The organism is Klebsiella sp. PCX, assembly GCF_021869705.1.
GTDB lineage: Bacteria > Pseudomonadota > Gammaproteobacteria > Enterobacterales > Enterobacteriaceae > Klebsiella > Klebsiella quasipneumoniae.
Map to the genome: position 1 here is coordinate 2137766 of NZ_CP091527.1, position 22596 is coordinate 2160361.

Genomic DNA, 22596 nt, shown 5'->3' on the forward strand with positions numbered 1-22596 from the left:
CATCTTTTTCCGTCACAAATCACGGGTCAGCTCGTCGATGTTGTCGGAAAGTATCTCCAGTAGGGATCGCAAATAGATAGTGTTATTTCCCTGATGCCACATCGCGCTGAGGGGAAGGCCTTCGATATGTTTTTTGGGCGCGAGCTTAAGGTATTTCACGCCGTCCGCATTCATATCTTTATATGACGCAGGCACCAGAGCGATGCCCAGTCCAGCGGCAACAAAACTCAGGATAGTCTGCTTCTCTTCGGCATACTGCGCGATGACAGGCATGCTGCCACCCTCCTTGAAAATATTCATTGTCAGGTCATGGCTGTGACGCCGGGTGCCTCTTTCCGGCACGATAACCGGCTCGTGTCGGAAGTCATCGATACTGACTTCGTCATAACTGACCAGGCGGTGGTTAGCGGGCACGGCGAGCACGCAGGTTTCATTGGCGATAAAACGTGTTGTCAGCGTGGCATCAATATGTTCCGGCGGACGTACAAAGACCACATCCAGCCATCCTGAAATGAGTCGGGGGATAAGTTTATGAGATTTATCTTCCGTAAGATGAATGTCTGCCTCCGGAAAACGCCTGACGAAAAGATTAAGCAGTTCAGGAAGTAATCCTTTGGCTGCGCTATCGATAGCTCCGATCCGCAACGTCCTTTTCTGCAGCAGGCTATTTTTACGGAATCGCTGCCGTAGCGCATCGAAATCAGCAATGACCGTTTTGGCCTCATTTAAAAAGGCGGCACCTTCAGGCGTTAGCGACACATTGCGGGTCGATCGATTCAGTAGTCTTATCCCCAAATCATCTTCCAGCAGTTTGATGAAGCGACTCAGTGACGCAGGCATCATTTCAAGTTTACGGGCAGCACGGCCGAAGTGAAGCTCATCACCCAATACCACAAAGCAACGTAGCTGATTTATATCCATTTTTTCACCAAAACCTGATTATGCAAATTATTTATATAAAGCCATGCCGATGATAAAGCGGTTCAAAACTTCATACTGGGTTTATTACAAAACGATAACAACCCTACATCACTATGGAGCATCCGTCATGAAAAACGACCTCGAAAAGAAGGTGATGCGCAAGGTTACCCTGCGCATTATTCCTTTCATCATGCTGCTGTACTTCATTGCCTTCCTCGACCGTGTCAACATTGGCTTTGCCGCCCTGACCATGAATCAGGATCTGGGTTTTTCACCTACCGTTTTTGGGCTGGGCGCCGGCATCTTCTTCCTGGGGTACTTTCTGTTTGAGGTGCCGTCAAACTTAATTCTCCATAAAGTAGGTGCCCGCATCTGGATTGCCCGCGTCATGATCACCTGGGGCCTGGTCTCTGGCTGCATGGCTTTTGTGCAGGGTACGACGAGCTTCTACATTCTGCGTTTTCTACTCGGTGTAGCTGAAGCCGGTTTCTTCCCAGGAATTATCCTTTATCTCAGTTATTGGTTCCCGGCAGCCAGACGCGCGCAGGTTACCGCCATCTTTATGGCCGCAGCCCCGCTCTCTACAGCATTGGGATCGCCTGTTTCTGCCGCCCTGCTGGAGATGCATGGCTTTCTCGGCTACGCCGGCTGGCAGTGGATGTTTGTGCTGGAAGCCTTGCCAGCGCTGATACTCGGCGTTGTGGTTCTGTTCTTTCTTACCGATCGTCCGGCCAAAGCCAAATGGCTGACTGACGAAGAGCGTGCATGGCTGGAAAACACCATGCAGGCCGAGGAGCTGGCCCGGGCGGCAAAACAGAACCACAGCAGCGCATGGAAAGGACTGGCGGATAAGCGGGTACTGGCTCTGGCGCTGGTCTATTTCGGTACTTCTGCCGGCTTGTACACACTTGGCATCTGGTCCCCGCAAATCATCCGCAGCTTCGGTGCTACCTCACTGGAGATTGGCTTCCTCAACGCCTTCCCGGCGGTCATCGGCGTCATCGCCATGATCCTGTGGGCGCGGCATTCTGACCGCACCAGAGAGCGCAGCTGGCATGTGATTGGTGCCTGCCTGCTGGCAGCAGCCGGTCTGATTTACGCCGGTAACGTCAGCACACTGTTTACCGTGATTGTTGCCTTAACCCTGGTCACCGCAGGCATCAGCGCCTCGAAACCGCCCCTCTGGAGTATGCCTACCGTGTTCCTCAGCGGCCCGGCCGCGGCCGCGGGTATTGCCACGATTAACTCCATCGGCAATCTGGGCGGCTTTGTCGGCCCGATGATGATTGGGGTGATCCGCGAGCAGACCGGTAGCTACACCTGGGGCCTGTACTTTGTCGCCGGACTGCTGGCTATTTCGGCCCTCATTGTCCTGATCCTTTCTGCCAGGGCGGGTAAACCGCAAACGGCAGAACTCACTCATCCTCATACTCATTAACCGGAGAATTTACTATGCGTAACTATAAAATTGCCGCCATACCTGCCGACGGTATTGGTCCTGAAGTCATCTCGGCAGGTGTTGAAGTGCTGCATGCACTGACACGCCACGATCCGCAGCTGAAGTTTGATGTGGAGACCTTTGACTGGGGGTCGGACTATTACAAAAAACATGGCGTGATGATGCCGGAAGAAGGGCTGAACACACTAAAAAAATTTGATGCCATTTACTTCGGCGCGGTGGGCGCACCGGATGTCCCTGACCACATCACACTCTGGGGTCTGCGCCTGCCAATTTGCCAGGGGTTTGACCAGTACGCCAACGTGCGTCCAACCAAAATCCTGCCGGGTGTCACCTCACCGCTGCGCAACCGCGGGCCCGGCGATCTTGACTGGGTGATTGTGCGCGAAAACTCCGAAGGTGAGTATTCCGGTAACGGCGGCCGTGCACACCGTGGCTTACCGGAAGAAGTCGGCACCGAGGTGGCCATCTTCACCCGCGTCGGGGTTACTCGCATTATGCGCTATGCCTTCAGACTGGCGCAGTCTCGTCCACGTAAACTGCTGACCGTGGTGACTAAATCCAACGCCCAGCGCCACGGAATGGTGATGTGGGATGAGATTGCCGCTGAGGTGGCGCAGGAATTTCCGGATGTGCAGTGGGACAAGATGCTGGTCGATGCGATGACGCACCGCATGACGCTGCATCCCCAGACCCTGGATACCATCGTTGCCACCAATTTGCATGCCGATATCCTTTCCGATCTGGCCGGCGCGCTGGCGGGCAGTCTGGGCGTAGCGCCGACCGCCAATATTGATCCGGAACGCCGCTTCCCTTCCATGTTCGAACCTATCCATGGTTCAGCTTTTGATATCACCGGCAAAGGCATTGCTAACCCGATAGCAACCTTCTGGACTGCGGTACAGATGCTTGAACATCTGGGAGAGCGTAACGCCGCGGCGATGATTATGAAAAGTATCGAATATGTTTGTGAGAAAGGCATTCTGACGCCAGATGTCGGTGGAACGGCCAGTACCGCGGACGTCACCCGCGCTGTAGTGGAATTTATCGAAGCCAGAGCAAATATCGCCGAGACCGTATAACCATGATAAATGAACAGCCTGCAGAGATCCTGCAGGATATTTTTCAGCATGCTGTCGACAGCGCCCGAGCCGGGCCTGCGATCCTGTCTAACCTGCCGGAAAAACCGCGTGGCCGCTGCGTGGTAATCGGTGCCGGTAAAGCCTCGGCGGCAATGGCAGCGGCTGTGGATGCAGCCTGGCCGGATGTGGATGTGTCTGGCGTGGTGGTGACGCGTTACGGTTACGCGGTGCCTGCTGGTCGCATCCGGATTATCGAGGCTGCTCATCCGGTATCGGATTCGATGAGCGAAGTTGCCGCCATGCTGATTGTGGAAGCGCTGCGCGGATTGACCTCTGATGACCTGGTGCTGGCGCTCATTTCCGGTGGCGGGTCGGCGTTGATGGCGCTGCCCGCACCAGGATTAACATTGAAAGATAAGCAGGCCATTACGCGCGCGCTACTGCACAGCGGTGCCAATATCAAAGAGATGAATCTGGTACGTCGTCATCTCTCCGCGGTGAAAGGTGGCAAGCTGGCAAGAATGGCGCAACCGGCCCGTATTGTGTCACTGATTATCAGCGATGTGCCGGGGGATAACCCGGCAGATGTGGCATCAGGTCCTACTGTCGCCGATGACAGTACGCCGCTTGATGCGCTTCGGGTGCTTCAGCGCTACGGTATTCAGACCCCGGAACCTGTTCATAAACTGCTAAGCCAGCCGGCAGGCCCGGTTGAAAGCACAGCGAACAGCGAAGTAAAACTCATTGCCACGCCGCAGCGGGCTTTGCAGGCTGCCGCGCTGGTTGCGTGCAGACACGGACTGACGCCGCTTATTCTCGGCGATGCGTTAGAAGGCGAAAGTCGTGAAGTGGCCATTGTTATGGCCGGGATTGCTAAATCCGTGAAGCAATATGGTCATCCGGTTTCCGGTCCGGCAGTGCTGTTGTCGGGTGGCGAAACCACCGTGACGGTAAGTCAGGGTCAGCACGGGAAGGGTGGTCGTAATACTGAATTTGCGCTCAGTCTGGCCTGTGCGTTGCAGGGAGAAAGCGGTATATGGGCAATCGCCGGCGACAGTGATGGTATCGACGGAACGGAAGATGCAGCAGGTGCGCTGGTATTCCCGGACACGCTAACACGCGGCAAAATGGGTGGTCTAAATGCGGCTAGTTATCTTGATGCACACGATAGCTATAGCTATTTTCATGCGCTCGATGACCTGGTAATGACCGGCCCAACGTTAACCAACGTCAATGATATTCGGGCAATATTGATTGCCTGACCTATCGCTCTCCTGTACCAGGGAGAGCGATATTTTTACTTTCAACATGGTGCAAATCTTCGGTATCCGCCCGCCATCAATTTCCACGTTAAAGCGCATCGCCTGGCGTCAAGGTGTCGATCATCGTTCAGTCTGATGTGCAGGCGTGCAAGATGACGTGGAGGGGGAGCTAACGCGAGGAAATCGCCGCCTGGCGCGATGCCAGGCGGCTGACGGTCAGGCGGTTTTGGTCGCCGCCTTCAGGCTCTGGACGAAGGCTTTCAGCTCGTCGAGCATGGTTTGCGGCTCATCAAGATGACGTTCGATGATTTTGACGATGGCGGAACCGGAGATCGCCCCGGCGGCCCCGGCGTCAATGGCGGCGCTCACCTGCTCCGGCGCGGAGATGCCAAAGCCCTGCAGCGGCGGCGCAGCGTGATATTCCGCCAGCTTCTCCACCAGATGGTGCAGCGGCAGCGCAGCGCGATTTTCCGCTCCCGTCACCCCGGCGCGCGACAGCAGATAGGTGTAGCCGCGGCCATAAGAGGCGATCTGGCGCAGTAAATCGTCATCCGCGTTGGGCGGGCAAATGAAAATTGGCGCGATGTTATGGCGCATCGCCGCCTGGCGGAACGGGGCGGACTCTTCCACCGGCACGTCGGCTACCAGCACCGAGTCGACGCCGACGCGGGCGCACTGGGCATAGAACTCATCGATACCCGGGCTGAAGACGAGGTTGGCGTACATCAGCAGGCCGATTGGGATCGTTGGATGCTTCTGGCGGATCGCCGCCAGCATCTCAAAGCACTGCGCCGGGGTTACCCCCGCAGCGAAGGCGCGCAAGGCCGCGCCCTGGATGGTCGGGCCGTCCGCCAGCGGGTCGGAGAAGGGGATCCCCAGCTCAAGGGCATCGGCGCCGCCTTCGATCAGCGCATCGATAATTTTCAGCGACTGCTCCGGTCCCGGATCGCCAAGGGTGACAAAGGGGACGAAAGCGCCTTCCTGGCGGTTTTTCAGTTGGGCAAACAGCGTCTCATAGCGTTCCATCAGATTTCCCCTCGCGCTTTCAGGATGTCGTGTACGGTGAAAATGTCTTTATCGCCGCGGCCGGAGAGGTTAACCACCAGCAGCTGCTCTTTTTCCGGGTTCACGCGCATCATTTTCAGCGCATGGGCCAGAGCGTGAGAGGACTCCAGCGCCGGGATGATCCCTTCGTGGCGGGAGAGCGCTTTAAACGCCTCCAGCGCTTCGTCATCGGTGATCGACACATAGTCGGCGCGCCCGGTGCTGTTAAGAAACGCGTGCTGCGGCCCAACGGACGGGAAGTCCAGCCCGGCGGAAATGGAGTAAGATTCCTCGATCTGGCCGTCGGCGGTTTGCATCATCGGCGACTTCATCCCGAAGTAGATCCCCACACGACCATGCTTCAGCGGCGCGCCGTGCTCCCCGCTTTCGATACCGTGCCCGGCAGGCTCCACGCCGATCAGGCCGACGCGGGTTTCCTCGATAAAATCAGCGAACATGCCGATGGCGTTTGACCCGCCGCCGACGCAGGCGATCACCGCGTCCGGCAGACGGCCCTCTTTTTCGAGGATCTGCGCTTTGGTCTCTTCGCCGATCATGCGCTGGAATTCACGCACGATGGTCGGGAACGGGTGCGGACCGGCGGCGGTGCCCAGCATATAGTGCGCCTTCTCGTAGCTACCGGACCAGTCGCGCAGCGCCTCGTTACAGGCATCTTTCAGCGTGGCGGAGCCGCTATGCACCGGGATCACCTCGGCGCCCATCAGGCGCATACGGAAGACGTTCGGCGACTGGCGCTCGACGTCCTTGGCGCCCATGTAGATACGGCATTTCAGACCGAGCAGGGCGCTGGCCAGCGCTGAGGCGACGCCGTGCTGACCGGCGCCGGTCTCGGCGATAATTTCGGTTTTGCCCATCCGTTTGGCCAGCAGAGCCTGGCCCAGCACCTGGTTGGTTTTGTGCGCGCCGCCGTGCAGCAGATCTTCGCGTTTCAGGTACAGGGTAGTGCGGGTCCCTTCGGTCAGGTTCCGGCATTTGGTCAGGGCCGTCGGACGACCGGCGTAGTTTTTCAGCAGGTCGGTGAATTCCGCCTGAAAGGCCGGGTCCTTCTGCGCGCTGACAAAGGCCTCTTCCAGCTGGCGCAGGGCGGGCATCAGGATCTGCGGCACATACATGCCGCCGAATTCGCCGAAGTAGGGGTTCAGTAAAGTGCTCATTATTGCTCCTTAATATGCGCGCAGCGTCTGGAATACGGAGGCCAGCTTGCTGGCGTCTTTAATCCCGGGTTGCGACTCTACGCCTGAATTGAAATCGAGTCCGGCACAGCCGCTTTTGGCCGCTTCCACACAGTTATCGGCGCCGAGGCCGCCAGCCAGCATAACGTTACGCAGGTCCTGGCCCTGCAGCAGGCTCCAGTCAAAACGCTGGCCGCTGCCGCCCTGGCCGTTGTCGAGCAGATACTTATCGACATGGCGGAGTGTACGGGACGGCAAGGTTTCGCCAACGCTCAGCGCTTTCCAGATGCGGACGCTATCCGCGAGGGCGTCGCGCAGCGCGTCGATATAGGCCTGGTCTTCATCACCGTGCAGCTGTACGGCGGCCAGCTCCAGGGCCTGGGCGCGGGCGACCACCTCATCCAGCGGCGCATTGCGGAAGACGCCGACGTACTGCAGCGGCGCGGCGGCGATCACCGCTTTAGCCTGGGCGTCATTTACCGCCCGCGGCGAGGTCGGGACGAAGATCAGCCCACCGTAGATGGCGCCAGACTCCCAGGCCACCTGCGCATCCTGCGGGCGCGTCAGGCCGCACACTTTGTTCTCGCCGAGCAGCACGCGCTTGACCGCCGCTTCCAGATCCGCCTGCTCCATCAGGGCGGAGCCGATCAGGAAGCCATTGGCGAAGTGGCTCAGCTCACGCACTTCGGCATAGGTATGGATGCCGGATTCGCTGATCACCGTGACATCCGGGCCGAGACGCGCCGCCAGCTGACGGGTGCGGTTGAGGTCAATCGACATATCGCGCAGGTCGCGGTTGTTGATGCCCACCACCTTCGCCTTCAGGGCGATGGCGCGCTCCAGCTCCTCATCATTGCTGACTTCTGTGAGCACGCCCATATTCAGGCTGTGAGCCACCGCCGAGAGCTGACGATACTGTTCATCGTCGAGCACCGACAGCATCAGCAGGCAGGCGTCGGCCTGATAGTAGCGCGCCAGGTAGATCTGGTAAGGGTCGATGGTGAAGTCCTTACACAGGATCGGCTGCGGCGCGACCTTGCTGACGATCGGCAGAAAATCGAAGCTGCCCTGGAAATATTTCTCATCACACAGCACCGAGATCGCCGAGGCGTAGTGTTTGTAGATGCTGGCGATCGCCGCCGGATCGAAATCTTCGCGAATCAACCCCTTCGACGGCGAAGCCTTTTTGCACTCGAGAATAAACGCGGTGCGGGTGCCGGCCAGCGCGTCATAGAAATTGCGCTGCGTCGGGACGACCTCATTCTGAAAACTGGCTAACGGTTGTTGTTGTTTGCGGGCTTCCACCCAAATCGCTTTGTCGGCAACGATTTTTGCTAAAACGGTCTGCATTCTTTACCCTCTTGCCGCTAAGGCGGTCACTCTGTCATAGGCCGCGCCGCTGTGCAGCACATCCAGTACCTGCTGAGCGTTAGCTTTCAGATCTTCATGCCCGTGTAAACGCATCAACATGGCGACGTTGGCGGCGACGGCGGCTTCGTGAGCGGCTTCACCTTTACCTTGTAGCAAGCGCGTCAGAATGTCACGGTTTTCTTCCGGCGTGCCGCCCGCCAGCTGCGCCTGATGGTAAGGCGTCAGGCCGAAATCGTCGGCGGTCAGCTGATAGCTTTTAATTTCCCCGTTATGCAGCTCGGAGACCACCGTGGGCGCATGCAGCGAGACTTCATCCATCCCGCCGCTGTGCACCACGGCAGCGCGCTGATAACCGAGTACGCGCAAGGTTTCCGCAATCGGCAACACCAGTTCCGGGCTGTAGACGCCAATCAGCGCCAGCGGCGGATGCGCCGGGTTGATCAGCGGGCCCAGCACGTTAAACAGAGTACGGGTCTTCAGCTGCTGACGGACCGGCATCGCGTGGCGGAAACCGGTGTGGTACTTCGGCGCGAACAGGAAGCAGACGCCCAGCTCATCGAGCGCCGCGCGGGATTTATCGGCGTTCATATCGAGATTAATGCCGAAGGCCGCCAGCAGGTCAGAAGAGCCTGATTTACTGGAAACGCTGCGGTTGCCGTGCTTCGCCACTTTCAATCCACAGGCAGCGGCGACAAACGCGCTGGCGGTGGAGATATTAATGCTGTTGCTGCCGTCGCCACCGGTGCCGACGATGTCGGCAAACAGGTAGTCCGGGCGCGGGAACGGCGCGGCGTTTTCCAGCAGCGCGGTGGCGGCGCCGGCAATTTCCTGCGGCTGCTCGCCGCGCACTTTCATACTGACCAGCGCGGCGGCCAGCTGTTCAGGCTTCACTTCGCCGCGCACGACGGCGGAGAACAGCTGGTGGCTCTCCTGCTGGCTCAGGGTTTCCGCCTGGTACAGCTTCTCAAGGATCGGCTGGAGGGTGTTGGTATGCTCCAGCTTCTGCAGCGCCCAGGCCAGGGTCTGCTCCAGCAGTCGCGCGCCCTGGGTGGTGAGGATCGATTCCGGGTGGAACTGGAAGCCGCACACCCGATCCGCATCGTGACGCACCGCCATCACCATGCCGTTGAAATTGGCGTTAATCGTCAGCCCGGCGGGAATATTGCTGCCGACCAGCGAGTGGTAGCGCGCCACCGGCAGCGGGTTAGCCAGACCGGCAAACATCGCCTGGCCGTCGTGCTCAATGCTGGAGGCTTTGCCGTGAAGGATCTCGCCCGCCTGGCCGACATAGCCGCCGTAGGCTTCGACAATGGCCTGGTGGCCGAGGCAGATGCCGATGATCGGCAGCTTGCCCCGCATGCGGGTCAGCAATTCCGGCATGCAGCCGGCTTCGCTTGGCGTACCCGGGCCAGGGGAGAGCATCAGCACCGGATTGTCCATGGTGCCCAGACGCTCAATCAGCGCCTGCGCCGGAACGGAGTTACGGTAAATCACCACGTTATGGCCGTTGGCGCGCAGCTGGTCTGCCAGGTTATAGGTGAAAGAATCGATATTATCGAGCAGCAGAATGTCAGCCATCAGAAAATCTCCTTCGCGTGATGGGCCTGGGCAATGGCGCGCAGCACCGCGCGGGCTTTATTTCGGGTCTCATCCGCTTCCGACTGGGGAACCGAGTCGAGCACAATGCCGGCTCCGGCCTGGACGGTAGCGATACCCTCCTGCACGTAGGCGGAACGGATGACGATGCAGGTGTCGAGGTCGCCGTGGGCAGTGAAATAGCCCACCGCGCCGCCGTAGCTGCCGCGTCGTTTACCTTCGGCGGCGGCAATCAGCTGCATGGCGCGAACCTTCGGCGCGCCGCTGAGAGTGCCCATGTTCATGCAGGCGCGGTAAGCGTGCAGCACATCGAGATCCTGACGCAGTTCACCCACCACCCGGGAGACCAGATGCATCACGAAGGAGTAACGGTCAACCTTGGTTAAATCGGCGACATAGCGGCTGCCCGGGGTACAGATGCGGGCCAGATCGTTGCGCGCCAGGTCCACCAGCATCAGGTGCTCGGAAAGCTCTTTGTGATCGGTACGCATTTCCAGTTCGATACGGCTGTCGAGATCGCGATCCAGCGAGCCGTCGGCGCGGCGGCCGCGCGGCCGGGTGCCGGCGATGGGGTAGATCTCAATCTGACGGCTGACGGCATCATACTTCAGCGAGCTTTCCGGCGAGGCGCCGAACAGGGTGAAATCATTGTCCTGCATAAAGAACATATACGGGCTGGGGTTGCTCTTCTTCAGCACATCATACGCGGCCAGCGGCGACGGGCAGGGCAGCGAGAAGCGGCGGGAAGGGACCACCTGGAAGATTTCCCCGGCGCGGATCGCGCGCTGCATTTTGCGCACCACCGCGCCGTACTCTTCATCGCTCTGGTCAACGTCGCAGCGCATTTCGGCCACGGTAGTGACTGGCAGCGGCAGCGGTGGCTCGTTCAGCTGCTGGCGCAGCTGGCTCAGGCGCTGCTCCAGGCGCTGTTTTTCACTCTCCAGCGGCGTGAACAGGCTCGCCTGGATGCGGGTATGCTTGGTCTGATGGTCGATGACCAGCAGGGTCTCCGCCAGATAGAAGCAGTAGTCGGGGCAGGCGGTGTCGCTCTGCAGCGGCGGCAGATCTTCAAAGCCGGCCACCAGGTCATAGGCGAACAGGCCGCCGAAGAACATCGCTTCACGCTCGTTGGCCGGGACGGTCACCAGCTCCTGCAGGAGACGGAAGGCGTCAAACACTGACAGCGAGCAGAGGCGGGCGTCTTCATCGAGCAGGGAACTGACTGCCGGGAAGGTCAGGATCCGGCCGTTGGGCTGGCGCTGATTGGCGATCCCGGAGGGCAGCGCGCCGTCCAGCAGCTCCAGCAGCGCGGCGCCGTTGGCGGAGAGGGCCTGAATGGTGACAGTGTCACCAAGAGCGGTGATGCGCAGCGCGCTGTCCACCAGCAGCAGGCTTTTTAAGTCATCTTTGCTGTCGATGTCAGCCGATTCCAGCAGCAGCGTGGCCGGACGGGCGCCGCACAGTTGGTGGAATAACGCCGTCGGGTTCTCCCGGTAGATGGCGTCGCTGGTGAGAAGCTCGAGTGCCGGTTTGGATGTTTGCATTATTGTTCTCGCCTGTTCGTATTATTTTTGTCCAATAAAAAGCCCGCTCATTGGCGGGCCGGGTATCTGTATGCTGAATGCAAAACGCGATCACGCCGCCCGTTATCAGGAGGTGCGCCACCAGCTGTGCAGAGTGATAAAGTGCATTTTCATCGTGATACCCCTTCATGTGAACTTGCGTACTAGTTAACTAGTTCAATGGAATAAAGTCAACCCTTGTTTGCAGATTTTCTCTGCCTGTCGGTATGATAATGCGCTTATTTACGTTGATGTCCAGCAGGAGTCCTTTTGAGCGACAGCCAATACGCAGTGATTTACGATCTGCACAGCCATACCACCGCCTCTGACGGGCGGCTGACTCCGCAGGAACTGGTCCATCGCGCCCATGAAATGCGCGTAGGCACGCTGGCGATCACCGACCATGACAGCGTGGCGGCGATCCCCGCGGCCCGGGAGGAGATCGCCCGCGCCGGATTACCCTTGACCCTGGTGAACGGCGTCGAGATTTCCACCCTCTGGGAAAATCACGAGATTCATATTGTGGGTCTCAATATTGATATTGCGCACCCTGCGATGACCGCCCTGCTGGAGGAGCAGAAAGCGCGGCGCCAGCAGCGCGGCCAGATGATTGCCGAGCGTCTGGAGAAGGCGCGCATCCCCGGCGCCTGGGAAGGGGCGCTGCGGCTGGCGGACGGTGGCGCCGTCACCCGCGGCCATTTTGCCCGTTTTCTGGTGGAGGCCGGCCACGCGAAGAACATGGCGGAGGTCTTCAAAAAATACCTTGCCCGCGGGAAAACCGGTTACGTGCCGCCGCAGTGGTGTACAATAAAACAAGCAATTGATGTCATTCATCATTCTGGCGGTAAGGCGGTGATAGCCCATCCCGGGCGTTACGATCTTTCCGCCAAGTGGCTTAAGCGGCTGTTGGCCCACTTCAGCGAGCAGGGCGGTGATGCCATGGAAGTGGCCCAGTGCCAGCAGGCGCCCCATGAACGCGCCCAGCTGGCCGCCCTGGCCGTGCAGTTTGGTCTTCTGGCGTCGCAGGGTTCCGATTTCCATCAGCCCTGCGCGTGGATCGAACTTGGCCGTAAGCTCTGGCTCCCTGCCGGCGTGGAAGGCGTCTGGCACAGCTGGGAAGCGGCCACCGAATAAAAATTGAGAGGGAAGTATGAGCCAGTTTTTTTATATCCATCCGGATAACCCGCAGGCGCGGTTGATTAACCAGGCGGTGGAGATTGTGCGTAAGGGCGGGGTGATCGTATATCCTACCGACTCCGGCTACGCGCTGGGCTGCAAAATTGAAGACAAGGGCGCGATGGAGCGGATCTGCCGCATCCGTCAGCTGCCGGACGGCCACAACTTCACCCTGATGTGCCGCGACCTGTCCGAACTGTCAACCTACGCTTTTGTGGACAACGTGGCGTTTCGCCTGATGAAAAACAATACGCCGGGCAACTACACCTTTATCCTCAAAGGAACGAAAGAGGTACCGCGCCGGCTGCTGCAGGAGAAGCGTAAAACCATTGGTATGCGCGTCCCGTCCAACCCCATCGCTCAGGCGTTGCTTGAGACCTTAGGCGAACCGATGCTCTCTACCTCGCTGATGCTGCCCGGCAGCGACTTTACCGAATCCGACCCGGAAGAGATCAAAGATCGTCTGGAGAAAGTCGTGGACCTCATTATCCACGGCGGTTTCCTGGGGCAGCAGCCGACCACGGTTATCGACCTGACGGAAGATACCCCGGTGGTGCTGCGCGAAGGCGTGGGCGACGTGAGGCCGTTTCTCTGACACTACCTGCCGGGCGGTGCCTCATGCGCCGCCTGGTACCCTCTCTTTTCTCCCCGACGGCACGACCATCATCCACAGCGCCAGGCAGACCAGCAGCGCGCCGAGAATTAACCCACTCTCCACAATCTCTCCAAGAAAAAGATAGCCCCACAGCACCGCAAAAGGCGGGATCAAAAAGGTCACGGACAGTGAACGCAGCGGTCCAATATCAGCGATCAGGCGGAAATAGAGGATATACCCTGCCGCCGTGCAGACGACACCCAGCATAAGCATTGCCATCCACGGCAGGCCCTGACCCCAGTCCACAGCCAGCCCATGCCCGCAGGACCAGAGAAAGAAGGGGCATAAAAACAGCGTGGCGCCGATTTGGCTGCCCAACGCGACGCGCTCCGCTTCGAGGCCGCCGCGCTGTTGGATCCAGCGGCGGGTCAGAAAGCCGGCCAGGCCATAGCAGGCGGTGGCGGTCAGACAGGCGCCGACGCCCGGCAGCAGCTGGGCGGCGCCGAGGCCGGTAGTCGGGCGCGCGATCACCGCCACGCCAATAGCGCCCAGCGCCGCGCCAGCGCCTTTGCGCAGGGTCAGCGGTTCCGCAAAGCAGAGTGCGCCAATCAGCACCCCCATCATCGGCGCCGTGGCGTTGAGCGTGGCGGAGTACCCTGCCGGTAGCCATTGCGCGGCAAGGCAGTACATCAGAAAAGGGAGGCCGGAATTGATGACCCCCAGCTTCAGAGTGGCGATGAATTTACCCTCATACCCGCCCCATTTTCCGCGCGCGCCGGCCAGCAACCCTAAAGCGACGGCGGCGAACAGCACGCGCAGAAAGGCGCTGTTTACCGCGCCGAAAGCCGGGGTGGTGATGCGCATAAACAGAAAGCTGGCACCCCAGAGGGCGGCAAGCAGCAGCAGGCGACCACAGTCGATAACACGCATGATTGACTCCTTGTGAACGGTAAGGAAGCTAACTGTAGAGCTCTCGTGCAATGGCCGACAAACGCGTTATGCTTACATGATTAAGTTTTTCTTAACTGAGGTTCCATAGCCATGAAACTCCCGCCGCTGAATGCGTTGCGCTGTTTTGAGGCGGCGGCGCGGCTGCTCAGCCTGAAGCTGGCCGCCAGTGAACTTTGCGTCACACCCAGCGCTGTCAGCCAGCAGATTGCCCGCCTGGAGGAGGCGCTGAATGTCCCGCTATTTATCCGTACCCCCCGACGGTTACAGTTAACGGAGGTGGGGGAGATCTACCTCCGGGCCGTGCAGCCCGCGTTTCATCAGATAGCTGCCGCCACCCGGCGTCTGCAGGTGCCCCCGGGGCCGGAAAAAGTGACTGTCAGTTGTACCAGCGGCTTTGCTATTCAATGGCTGCTGCCGCGGCTGGCTGATTTTGAACGGCGCTATCCACAGATAGAGATCCTGATCGGCACCACCAACCGGCGAGTGGATTTGCTGAGCGAAGAGATCGATTTTGCCGTGCGGCATGGCGTCGGGGGCTGGCCGGAACTGCAGGCTTATCGTCTGCTGGATGACGATCTGATGCCGGTCTGTAGTCCGCAGCTGATTACTCCGCACCGGACCCTCGCCGATGCCAGCGGTCTGCTAGAGTATCCGCTGCTGCACGATGAACATCGTGAGGACTGGGCGCTGTGGTGCGAGGCCGTGGGGCTGGAAGCGCACCGCGCGCGCCGTGGCCCGGTGTTCACTGATTGCAACGGCGTAACGGAGGCGGCATTAGCCGGTATGGGGATGGCTTTACTGCGACGTTCATTCATAGCGCCTGCGCTGACGCAGGGGCGGCTGGTGAATCCTCTGGCGCAGCCCATCGCCTGTCCGCTGGCCTATCATCTGGTTTACCACGAGACCGCGCTGCTGGCCCCTGCCAACCGCTGTTTTCGTGACTGGCTGCTCGCCCAGCACTCTGCCGTCGCGCAAGAGCAGGCGTAGCGCAGGGAGGCGCTCTCTGTCCGACTAAGACCAACACAGGTGAGGGTAGACAGGAGAATAAGGAAAATCTGTTCCATACTAAAGGCGCGGTGTGGCGAACAGAAGCTTTCCCGGCGAAGTTAGTGTAGTATGTTCGGCCACGAATACGGGCTCGCGGCGAATGTTTTGCGCATGCCGGCGAGACTTTACGTACAAAGTATATACGTAACAATGAGTTGCTGATACAGGCCTCATTGTTTCATAAAGCATACCAGACGCCTGGGAAGGCGACACCTTAAGGAAGCTCAATGAGCGAGAAACTGCAAAAAGTGCTGGCCCGCGCCGGCCACGGCTCCCGCCGTGAAATTGAAGCGAAAATCGAAGCTGGCCGCGTCAGCGTCGACGGCAAAATCGCCACCCTCGGCGACCGTGTGGAAATCGTCCCCGGTTTAAAAATTCGTATCGATGGCCATCTGATCTCGGTGAAAGAGTCCGCCGAGCAGATCTGCCGCGTGCTGGCGTACTACAAGCCGGAAGGCGAACTGTGCACCCGTAACGATCCGGAAGGACGCCCGACGGTGTTCGATCGTCTGCCTAAACTGCGCGGCGCGCGCTGGATTGCCGTTGGTCGTCTGGACGTCAACACCTGTGGCCTGTTGCTGTTCACCACCGACGGCGAACTGGCAAACCGCCTGATGCACCCGAGCCGTGAAGTCGAGCGTGAGTACGCCGTTCGCGTTTTCGGCCAGGTAGATGAAGATAAGCTGCGCCAGCTGTCGCGCGGCGTACAGTTAGAAGATGGCCCGGCGGCGTTTAAAACCATCAAATTCACCGGCGGCGAAGGGATTAACCAGTGGTACAACGTCACCCTGACCGAAGGGCGTAACCGCGAAGTGCGTCGTCTGTGGGAAGCGGTCGGCGTGCAGGTCAGCCGCCTGATCCGCGTACGCTATGGCGATATTCTGCTGCCGAAAGGCCTGCCGCGCGGCGGCTATACCGAGCTGGACCTGGCGCAGACCAACTATCTGCGCGAACTGGTGGAACTTACTCCGGAAACCAGCTCCAAGGTCGCCGTTGAAAAAGATCGTCGCCGGTTGAAAGCCAATCAGATCCGCCGGGCGGTGAAGCGTCACAGCCAGACCAGCGCTAACCCGCGCCAGGGTAATAACAGCAACCGCCGTTCCAGTACCCGCAATAAGACCAACGGTTAATGTTGCGCGTTCCGGTGGTTTTGCGCCGGAACGCGGACTTCCTTTCGCCGTATCCGGTCCTCAGTAGTCAATCCCCATCTGCGCTTTAATGCCGGCATCAAAGGCATGTTTCACCGGGCGCAGCTCGCTGACGGTATCCGCCATTTCAATAATATCGCGATGACAGCCGCGGCCGGTGATGATCACCGACTGGTGGGCAGGACGCTCACGCAGAGCGCTCAGCACCGCCTCCAGCGGCAGGTAATCGTAGGCCACCATATAGGTCAGCTCGTCCAGCAGCACCAGATCGAGCTGGTCGTCGGCAAGCATACGGCGGGCATGTTCCCAAACCGCCAGACAGGCGGCGGTGTCGCTGTCGCGGTCCTGAGTGTTCCAGGTAAAGCCTGTCGCCATCACCTGAAATTCGACGCCGTGGGGCTCCAGCAGATTACGCTCGCCGTTAGGCCAGGTCCCCTTGATAAACTGGATCACGCCGACTTTTTTGCCGTGGCCGACGGCGCGGGTCGCGGTGCCAAAGGCGGCGGTAGTTTTTCCTTTGCCGTTGCCGGTAAAGACCATCACAATGCCGCGCTCGTCCTGGGCCGCCGCCACCCGGGCATCCACTTTATCTTTCAGCCGCTGCTGGCGTTCGCGGTAGCGTTCATCACTCATTGGGCAATTCCTGGTTTACGCCCCGGTTGGGCGTCGAAGGTCATTCCCGTCTTGCGACGACTGTCGTCGCCCATCAGCCACAGATAGACGGGCATAATGTCAGCGGGGGTTTTCAGTTTCAGCGGATCTTCCGTCGGGAACGCGCTGGCGCGCATGCCGGTGCGGGTGCCGCCGGGGTTGATACAGTTCACCCGCAGGTGGCGGCTTTGGTACTCGTCGGCCAGCACCTGCATCATCCCTTCGGTGGCGAATTTGGAGACGGCATAGGCGCCCCAGTTGGCGCGACCCTGACGACCGACGCTGGATGAGGTAAAGACCAGCGAACCAGATTCGGAACGGAGTAATAAAGGAAGAAGCGCCTGGGTCAGCATAAAGGTGCCATTGACGTTCACCTGCATCACCTGCTGCCAGACCTCCGGTTTCTGTTCATCCATCGGGCAGATGTCGCCGAGCAAGCCAGCATTGTGCAGCACGCCGTCAAGGCGGGGATAGTGGATGCTGATCTGCTGCGCCAGCTGCTGGCACGCCTGCGGCGTGCAGGTGAGCAGGTCGAGAGTAAACCAGCGGGGAGGAATACCGCCCTCACGCTCAATCTCCTCGGCGACGGCGCGCAGTTTGTCGTCGTTGCGACCCAGCAGGATAACGCTGGCGCTGTAGCGGGCGTAGGTCAGGGCCGCTTCACGACCAATTCCATCGCTGGCCCCGGTGACCAGAATGATGCGATCTTTCAGCAAGTGGCGTTGCGGTTGATAATGCACGGCGACTCCTTTGGCGATCGGCTCTCGATCGCGCTTCATCTTTGGTATCTCACTTTTGCGCTGTTATGCCTGAAAGCGCCCGCCATTGCAATCGGCGAAGCGGAAAGTATTCACAAAATTAATATCTTGCAACGATTTCAGCCTCGCCTAAAAAAACGGAATCCGCTGCGCAGAGGACACAAAGCACAAAGACTTCTCGCCAGGGGCTGATGTACACTGTGAAGCAACGTCAGTGCTTTACACAAGGTGAAAACGTGGAATTACTTGCTCAATATGGCTTATTTTTAGCCAAGATCGCGACCGTTGTCGTCGCTATCGCGGTGATTGCCGCTATTATCGTCAACCTGGCCCAGCGCAAGAAACAGCGCGGCGAGCTGCGGGTAACGAATCTTAGCGAGCATTATAAAGAGATGAAGGAATCGCTGGCGGTGGCCCTGCTGGACGGCCCGCAGCAGAAGCAGTGGCATAAGTCGCAGAAGAAAAAGCAAAAACAAGAGGCGAAGGCGGCGAAAGCGCGGGCGAAGCTGGGTAATACCGAGCCGGAAGGCAAGCCGCGCGCCTGGGTGCTGGATTTCAAAGGCAGTATGGATGCTCATGAAGTCACCAGCCTGCGGGAAGAGATCACCGCGGTGCTGGCGGCGGCGAAAGCGCGCGATCAGGTGGTGATTCGTCTGGAAAGCCCCGGCGGGGTGGTGCACGGCTACGGGCTTGCAGCATCGCAGCTGCAGCGCTTGCGCGACAAACAGATCCCGCTGACGGTGGCGGTCGACAAAGTGGCGGCCAGCGGCGGCTATATGATGGCCTGCGTGGCGAACAAAATTGTCTCGGCGCCGTTTGCGATCCTCGGCTCTATTGGCGTGGTGGCGCAGATCCCAAACCTGCACCGTTTCCTGAAGAACAAAGATATTGATATCGAACTGCATACCGCCGGACAGTACAAACGAACGCTCACGATGCTGGGTGAAAACACTGAAGAAGGACGGCGCAAGTTTCGCGAAGACCTTAATGAGACGCACCATTTGTTCAAGGATTTCGTCCAGCGGATGCGCCCGGGCCTTGATATTGAGCAGGTGGCCACTGGCGAGCACTGGTACGGGGTACAGGCGCTGGAAAAAGGGCTGGTGGATGCGGTTGAAACCAGTGATGAGCTGCTGCTGGGACTCATGGAGAGCCACGAGGTGATCGGAGTGCGTTATCAACAGCGTAAGAAAATGCTCGACCGCTTCACCGGTAGCGCGGCGGAGAGTGCCGATCGACTGCTGCTGCGCTGGTGGCAGCGCGGACAGAAGCCGCTGATATAGATGATAAAACGCGAGGCTCTGCCTCGCGTTCTCATTTAGGGCGGTCTTAATCTCCGCCGGTCTTAATCGACCAGGTGATATTTGTCCGACAGCTCATGGGCGAGGTACTTAAACATATTAAATACCGCTGTACTCTTCGGCGTCGGCAGACCCTGCTCATCAAGATAAAACTCACCGCTAAACACCAGGACATTGTTGCGCTGAACGACGTCGGTAGCTTCGATACCGGCTAACGTATCCTCATGTTCGCGAATAAGTTTGTTGGCTTTTTCGAGCAGCGTCTGGCGATCGATTGGTTGGGTTGTACCTTGCATAACGGACTCCTCTTTTTCTCCACGCGTAGTTTACGCCGCGCGGCGGCACGGGGCAAATTTTCCATGGACAAAACAAGGGTAATCGTAACCAGTGGAGAAACAGCCGTTTACTGGCGTGATTCGCTTTTGCATGCTAATAAAGTTGCGTAACGAATTTTATCAGGTACAGTGTGACGCTTTCGGCGATCTGGCAACAGATTTGCTTGACATTCGGCCAAAAATTCTTCGTGCTATGTCACCTGACGAAAAAAGGTCAGTAAACTCAAGCGCCTGGTTTTACGGAGATGAAACAGGTGTTCTGGGTTGATATTCACCGACGGTGCCGCAACATATGAGGCAGTCGCCAGTGGAGGGTGTATGAATGTGCGATGTATTCCTGGATGAATCAAATTAGGTAAAGGTGAATATGGGTAAAGCTCTCGTTATCGTTGAGTCCCCGGCAAAAGCCAAAACGATCAATAAGTATCTGGGTAATGACTACGTGGTGAAATCCAGCGTCGGTCATATCCGCGATTTGCCGACCAGTGGATCAGCTTCCAAAAAGAGCACCGACTCTACCGCCACCAAAGGGGCTAAAAAGCCTAAAAAGGACGAACGTGGTGCTCTGGTTAACCGCATGGGCGTGGACCCATGGCATGACTGGAATGCGCACTATGAAGTACTTCCGGGTAAAGAAAAGGTAGTTTCAGAACTCAAACAGTTGGCGGAAAAAGCTGACCACATCTATCTCGCAACCGACCTTGACCGCGAAGGGGAAGCCATTGCCTGGCACCTGCGGGAAGTTATCGGCGGCGATGAACAGCGTTACAGCCGCGTGGTGTTCAATGAGATCACCAAAAACGCCATTCGTCAGGCTTTCGAAAAGCCGGGCGAACTGAATATCGATCGGGTTAACGCCCAGCAGGCGCGTCGCTTTATGGACCGCGTGGTGGGTTATATGGTTTCGCCGCTGCTGTGGAAAAAAATCGCCCGTGGTCTTTCTGCCGGGCGCGTACAGTCCGTCGCGGTCCGCCTGGTGGTGGAGCGTGAGCGTGAAATCAAAGCATTCGTCCCGGAAGAGTACTGGGAAGTTGATGCCAGCACCACCACGCCGGGCGGCGACGCGCTGCCGCTGCAGGTGACCCATAAGGACGATAAGCCGTTCCGTCCGGTCAGCCGCGATGAGACCATGGCGGCGGTATCGCTACTGGAAAAAGCCAGCTACAGCGTACTGGAGCGGGAAGACAAGCCGACCAGCAGCAAGCCGGGCGCGCCGTTCATCACCTCCACCCTGCAGCAGGCGGCCAGCACCCGTCTCGGCTTCGGCGTGAAAAAGACCATGATGATGGCTCAGCGCCTCTATGAGGCGGGGCACATCACCTATATGCGTACCGACTCCACCAACCTGAGTCAGGATGCGCTGAACATGGTTCGCGGCTACATCAGCGACAAGTTTGGTAAAAAATATCTGCCGGAAAGCGCCAATCAGTACGCCAGCAAAGAAAACTCACAAGAAGCACACGAAGCGATTCGTCCGTCTGATGTGAACGTGCTGGCGGAAACGCTGAAAGATATGGAAGCGGATGCGCAGAAGCTGTATCAGCTGATCTGGCGCCAGTTTGTCGCCTGTCAGATGACGCCGGCGCAGTACGACTCCACGACGCTGACCGTGGCGGCGGGTGATTTCAAACTGAAAGCGCGCGGTCGTACCTTACGCTTTGACGGCTGGACCAAAGTGATGCCGGCCCTGCGCAAGGGCGATGAGGACCGGACTCTGCCGCTGGTCAAACAGGGCGACCAGCTGAGCCTGGTCGAGCTGACGCCTGCCCAGCACTTTACCAAACCGCCGGCTCGCTTCAGCGAAGCCTCGCTGGTTAAAGAGCTGGAAAAACGCGGTATCGGTCGTCCGTCCACCTATGCCTCGATTATCTCCACCATTCAGGATCGTGGTTACGTGCGAGTGGAAAACCGTCGTTTCTACGCGGAGAAAATGGGCGAGATCGTCACCGACCGACTGGAAGAGAACTTCCGCGATCTGATGAACTACGACTTCACCGCGCAGATGGAAGATCGTCTCGATCAGGTGGCTAACCACCAGGCCGAGTGGAAAGAGGTGCTGAACCACTTCTTCGGCGATTTTACCGCCCAGCTGGAGACTGCGGAGAAAGATCCGGAAGAGGGCGGCATGCAGCCGAACCCGATGGTGCTCACCAGTATCGACTGTCCGACCTGCGGCCGTAAAATGGGCATCCGTACCGCCAGCACCGGCGTTTTCCTCGGCTGTTCGGGCTATGCCCTGTCGCCGAAAGAGCGCTGCAAAACCACCATTAACCTGGTGCCGGAAAACGAAGTCCTCAACGTGCTGGAAGGCGATGACGCCGAAACTAACGCGCTGCGCGCCAAACGCCGCTGCCAGAAGTGCGGTACGGCGATGGACAGCTACCTTATCGATCCCAAGCGTAAACTGCACGTCTGCGGTAACAACCCGACCTGCGATGGCTATGAGATTGAAGAGGGCGAGTTCCGCATCAAGGGCTATGACGGTCCGGTAGTGGAGTGCGAGAAGTGCGGCTCCGAGATGCACCTGAAGATGGGGCGTTTTGGGAAGTACATGGCTTGTACCAACGACGAGTGTAAGAATACGCGTAAGATCCTGCGCAATGGCGAAGTGGCGCCGCCGAAGGAAGATCCGGTGCCGCTCCCGGAGCTGCCGTGCGAGAAGTCTGACGCCTATTTCGTGCTGCGTGACGGGGCCGCGGGCGTCTTCCTGGCGGCAAACACCTTCCCGAAATCACGGGAAACGCGTGCGCCGCTGGTGGAAGAGCTGTACCGCTTCCGCGACCGTCTGCCGGAAAAACTGCGTTATCTCGCCGATGCGCCGCAGCAGGATCCGGAAGGCAATAAAACGCTGGTGCGCTTTAGCCGTAAAACGAAGCAGCAGTATGTGGCGTCCGAAAAAGAGGGCAAAGCGACCGGCTGGTCAGCCTTCTTTATCGACGGCAAATGGACGGAAGCTAAAAAGTAACTGACCATTATCAGGCAGGAAAAGGGCGCTTTTCCTGCTCTGGCGGCCGGCAGGGGCCATGGATGCCTCTGCCGTGTCGTTTTCCTTTCTCTCCGCGCTTTCCGCCCCCTTATAACCACCTATATTATTTTTCGTTACCGGCTATACACTGTTGGTATAAATGATATAGTGGTTATAGT

19 protein-coding genes and 1 other annotated feature are annotated in these 22596 nt (G+C 58.6%); of the genes, 9 read left to right on the forward strand and 10 right to left on the reverse strand.

Annotation, left to right across the window (positions count from 1 at the left end; all coding sequences use genetic code 11):
• Positions 1-12: 12 nt before the first annotated feature.
• The gene (locus GQR96_RS10065; RefSeq protein ID WP_004203855.1) at positions 13-921 is read right to left on the reverse strand and encodes a LysR family transcriptional regulator; all 909 of its coding nucleotides are present in this window, start codon (positions 919-921) and stop codon (positions 13-15) included.
• 127 nt (positions 922-1048) lie between these two features.
• On the opposite strand from GQR96_RS10065, the gene GQR96_RS10070 reads away from it, so the two are divergent.
• From GQR96_RS10070 to GQR96_RS10080, 3 genes are read left to right on the forward strand one after another with little or no spacing between them, the layout of a single operon-like run.
• Entirely contained in the window at positions 1049-2359 is a 1311-nt protein-coding gene (locus GQR96_RS10070) for an MFS transporter (protein WP_004203856.1), read from the forward strand.
• A 14-nt stretch (positions 2360-2373) separates the two neighbouring features.
• Positions 2374-3462, forward strand: coding sequence for a tartrate dehydrogenase (locus GQR96_RS10075; RefSeq protein WP_069135684.1), 1089 nt, complete (start codon positions 2374-2376; stop codon positions 3460-3462).
• A 2-nt stretch (positions 3463-3464) separates the two neighbouring features.
• Entirely contained in the window at positions 3465-4724 is a 1260-nt protein-coding gene (locus tag GQR96_RS10080; protein WP_032455868.1) for a glycerate kinase type-2 family protein, read from the forward strand.
• Positions 4725-4940: 216 nt separating this feature from the next.
• Here the strand turns inward: GQR96_RS10080 and trpA are convergent, their stop codons facing one another.
• From trpA to GQR96_RS10105, 5 genes are read right to left on the reverse strand one after another with little or no spacing between them, the layout of a single operon-like run.
• Positions 4941-5750 (reverse strand): tryptophan synthase subunit alpha, encoded by an 810-nt coding sequence (trpA, locus tag GQR96_RS10085; RefSeq protein WP_004203859.1) that lies wholly within the window; start codon positions 5748-5750, stop codon positions 4941-4943.
• Complete coding sequence (trpB, locus tag GQR96_RS10090; RefSeq protein ID WP_069135683.1) at positions 5750-6943, reverse strand: tryptophan synthase subunit beta; 1194 nt, start codon at positions 6941-6943, stop codon at positions 5750-5752. Before trpB ends, trpA begins: the two co-directional genes overlap by 1 nt.
• A gap of 9 nt (positions 6944-6952) precedes the next feature.
• Positions 6953-8311, reverse strand: coding sequence for a bifunctional indole-3-glycerol-phosphate synthase TrpC/phosphoribosylanthranilate isomerase TrpF (trpCF, locus tag GQR96_RS10095; protein ID WP_004203862.1), 1359 nt, complete (start codon positions 8309-8311; stop codon positions 6953-6955).
• A 3-nt stretch (positions 8312-8314) separates the two neighbouring features.
• Positions 8315-9910 carry a bifunctional anthranilate synthase glutamate amidotransferase component TrpG/anthranilate phosphoribosyltransferase TrpD gene (trpD, locus tag GQR96_RS10100; RefSeq protein WP_004203863.1) on the reverse strand — a complete coding sequence of 532 codons (1596 nt, stop codon included), beginning with the start codon at positions 9908-9910 and terminating at the stop codon, positions 8315-8317.
• The gene (locus GQR96_RS10105) at positions 9910-11472 is read right to left on the reverse strand and encodes an anthranilate synthase component 1 (RefSeq protein WP_023289326.1); all 1563 of its coding nucleotides are present in this window, start codon (positions 11470-11472) and stop codon (positions 9910-9912) included. The genes trpD and GQR96_RS10105 overlap by 1 nt, the downstream gene beginning before the upstream one ends.
• 33 nt (positions 11473-11505) lie before the next feature.
• Positions 11506-11601 (reverse strand) — a sequence feature (Trp leader region).
• Between the two features lie 159 nt (positions 11602-11760).
• Between GQR96_RS10105 and rnm the strand changes: the two genes are divergently transcribed.
• Both rnm and GQR96_RS10115 read left to right on the forward strand, forming a co-directional pair.
• Positions 11761-12624 carry an RNase RNM gene (gene rnm / locus GQR96_RS10110; RefSeq protein WP_004203866.1) on the forward strand — a complete coding sequence of 288 codons (864 nt, stop codon included), beginning with the start codon at positions 11761-11763 and terminating at the stop codon, positions 12622-12624.
• Between the two features lie 16 nt (positions 12625-12640).
• Positions 12641-13261, forward strand: coding sequence for an L-threonylcarbamoyladenylate synthase (locus GQR96_RS10115; protein ID WP_002901738.1), 621 nt, complete (start codon positions 12641-12643; stop codon positions 13259-13261).
• A gap of 21 nt (positions 13262-13282) precedes the next feature.
• Here GQR96_RS10115 and GQR96_RS10120 read toward each other — a convergent pair whose 3' ends face one another.
• Positions 13283-14191 (reverse strand): DMT family transporter, encoded by a 909-nt coding sequence (locus GQR96_RS10120; RefSeq protein ID WP_053810527.1) that lies wholly within the window; start codon positions 14189-14191, stop codon positions 13283-13285.
• A 111-nt stretch (positions 14192-14302) separates the two neighbouring features.
• Here GQR96_RS10120 and gcvA point away from each other — a divergent pair, with 111 nt between their 5' ends.
• Together gcvA and rluB are read left to right on the forward strand one after the other, a co-directional pair.
• The gene (gene gcvA / locus GQR96_RS10125; protein ID WP_069135682.1) at positions 14303-15199 is read left to right on the forward strand and encodes a transcriptional regulator GcvA; all 897 of its coding nucleotides are present in this window, start codon (positions 14303-14305) and stop codon (positions 15197-15199) included.
• A 287-nt stretch (positions 15200-15486) separates the two neighbouring features.
• On the forward strand, positions 15487-16389 hold the full coding sequence (gene rluB / locus GQR96_RS10130; protein WP_004203870.1) for a 23S rRNA pseudouridine(2605) synthase RluB: 903 nt from the start codon (positions 15487-15489) through the stop codon (positions 16387-16389).
• A gap of 60 nt (positions 16390-16449) precedes the next feature.
• Here rluB and cobO read toward each other — a convergent pair whose 3' ends face one another.
• The gene (cobO, locus tag GQR96_RS10135; protein ID WP_004203871.1) at positions 16450-17040 is read right to left on the reverse strand and encodes a cob(I)yrinic acid a,c-diamide adenosyltransferase; all 591 of its coding nucleotides are present in this window, start codon (positions 17038-17040) and stop codon (positions 16450-16452) included.
• Entirely contained in the window at positions 17037-17798 is a 762-nt protein-coding gene (locus GQR96_RS10140) for a YciK family oxidoreductase (RefSeq protein WP_004203872.1), read from the reverse strand. The genes cobO and GQR96_RS10140 overlap by 4 nt, the downstream gene beginning before the upstream one ends.
• Before the next feature lie 254 nt (positions 17799-18052).
• Between GQR96_RS10140 and sohB the strand changes: the two genes are divergently transcribed.
• Positions 18053-19099: a protease SohB gene (gene sohB / locus GQR96_RS10145; RefSeq protein WP_004203873.1), complete on the forward strand. Its 1047-nt coding sequence runs from the start codon at positions 18053-18055 to the stop codon at positions 19097-19099.
• Between the two features lie 62 nt (positions 19100-19161).
• Here the strand turns inward: sohB and GQR96_RS10150 are convergent, their stop codons facing one another.
• A complete protein-coding gene (locus GQR96_RS10150) occupies positions 19162-19413 on the reverse strand; it encodes a YciN family protein (protein ID WP_002901761.1) in 252 nt (83 codons plus the stop codon).
• Between the two features lie 406 nt (positions 19414-19819).
• On the opposite strand from GQR96_RS10150, the gene topA reads away from it, so the two are divergent.
• Positions 19820-22417, forward strand: coding sequence for a type I DNA topoisomerase (gene topA / locus GQR96_RS10155; protein ID WP_004203874.1), 2598 nt, complete (start codon positions 19820-19822; stop codon positions 22415-22417).
• The last annotated feature ends 179 nt before the right edge of the window (positions 22418-22596 follow it).

Coding starts and splice junctions, on each gene's coding strand:
- GQR96_RS10080 (WP_032455868.1), top strand. CDS start 3,465: ATGATAAATGAACAGCCTGCAGAGATCCTGCAGGATATTTTTCAGCAT.
- GQR96_RS10065 (WP_004203855.1), bottom strand. CDS start 921: ATGGATATAAATCAGCTACGTTGCTTTGTGGTATTGGGTGATGAGCTT.
- cobO (WP_004203871.1), bottom strand. CDS start 17,040: ATGAGTGATGAACGCTACCGCGAACGCCAGCAGCGGCTGAAAGATAAA.
- trpA (WP_004203859.1), bottom strand. CDS start 5,750: ATGGAACGCTATGAGACGCTGTTTGCCCAACTGAAAAACCGCCAGGAA.
- topA (WP_004203874.1), top strand. CDS start 19,820: ATGGGTAAAGCTCTCGTTATCGTTGAGTCCCCGGCAAAAGCCAAAACG.
- GQR96_RS10120 (WP_053810527.1), bottom strand. CDS start 14,191: ATGCGTGTTATCGACTGTGGTCGCCTGCTGCTGCTTGCCGCCCTCTGG.
- GQR96_RS10150 (WP_002901761.1), bottom strand. CDS start 19,413: ATGCAAGGTACAACCCAACCAATCGATCGCCAGACGCTGCTCGAAAAA.
- GQR96_RS10075 (WP_069135684.1), top strand. CDS start 2,374: ATGCGTAACTATAAAATTGCCGCCATACCTGCCGACGGTATTGGTCCT.
- GQR96_RS10115 (WP_002901738.1), top strand. CDS start 12,641: ATGAGCCAGTTTTTTTATATCCATCCGGATAACCCGCAGGCGCGGTTG.
- GQR96_RS10105 (WP_023289326.1), bottom strand. CDS start 11,472: ATGCAAACATCCAAACCGGCACTCGAGCTTCTCACCAGCGACGCCATC.
- GQR96_RS10070 (WP_004203856.1), top strand. CDS start 1,049: ATGAAAAACGACCTCGAAAAGAAGGTGATGCGCAAGGTTACCCTGCGC.
- trpB (WP_069135683.1), bottom strand. CDS start 6,943: ATGAGCACTTTACTGAACCCCTACTTCGGCGAATTCGGCGGCATGTAT.
- rluB (WP_004203870.1), top strand. CDS start 15,487: ATGAGCGAGAAACTGCAAAAAGTGCTGGCCCGCGCCGGCCACGGCTCC.
- gcvA (WP_069135682.1), top strand. CDS start 14,303: ATGAAACTCCCGCCGCTGAATGCGTTGCGCTGTTTTGAGGCGGCGGCG.
- trpCF (WP_004203862.1), bottom strand. CDS start 8,311: ATGCAGACCGTTTTAGCAAAAATCGTTGCCGACAAAGCGATTTGGGTG.
- trpD (WP_004203863.1), bottom strand. CDS start 9,910: ATGGCTGACATTCTGCTGCTCGATAATATCGATTCTTTCACCTATAAC.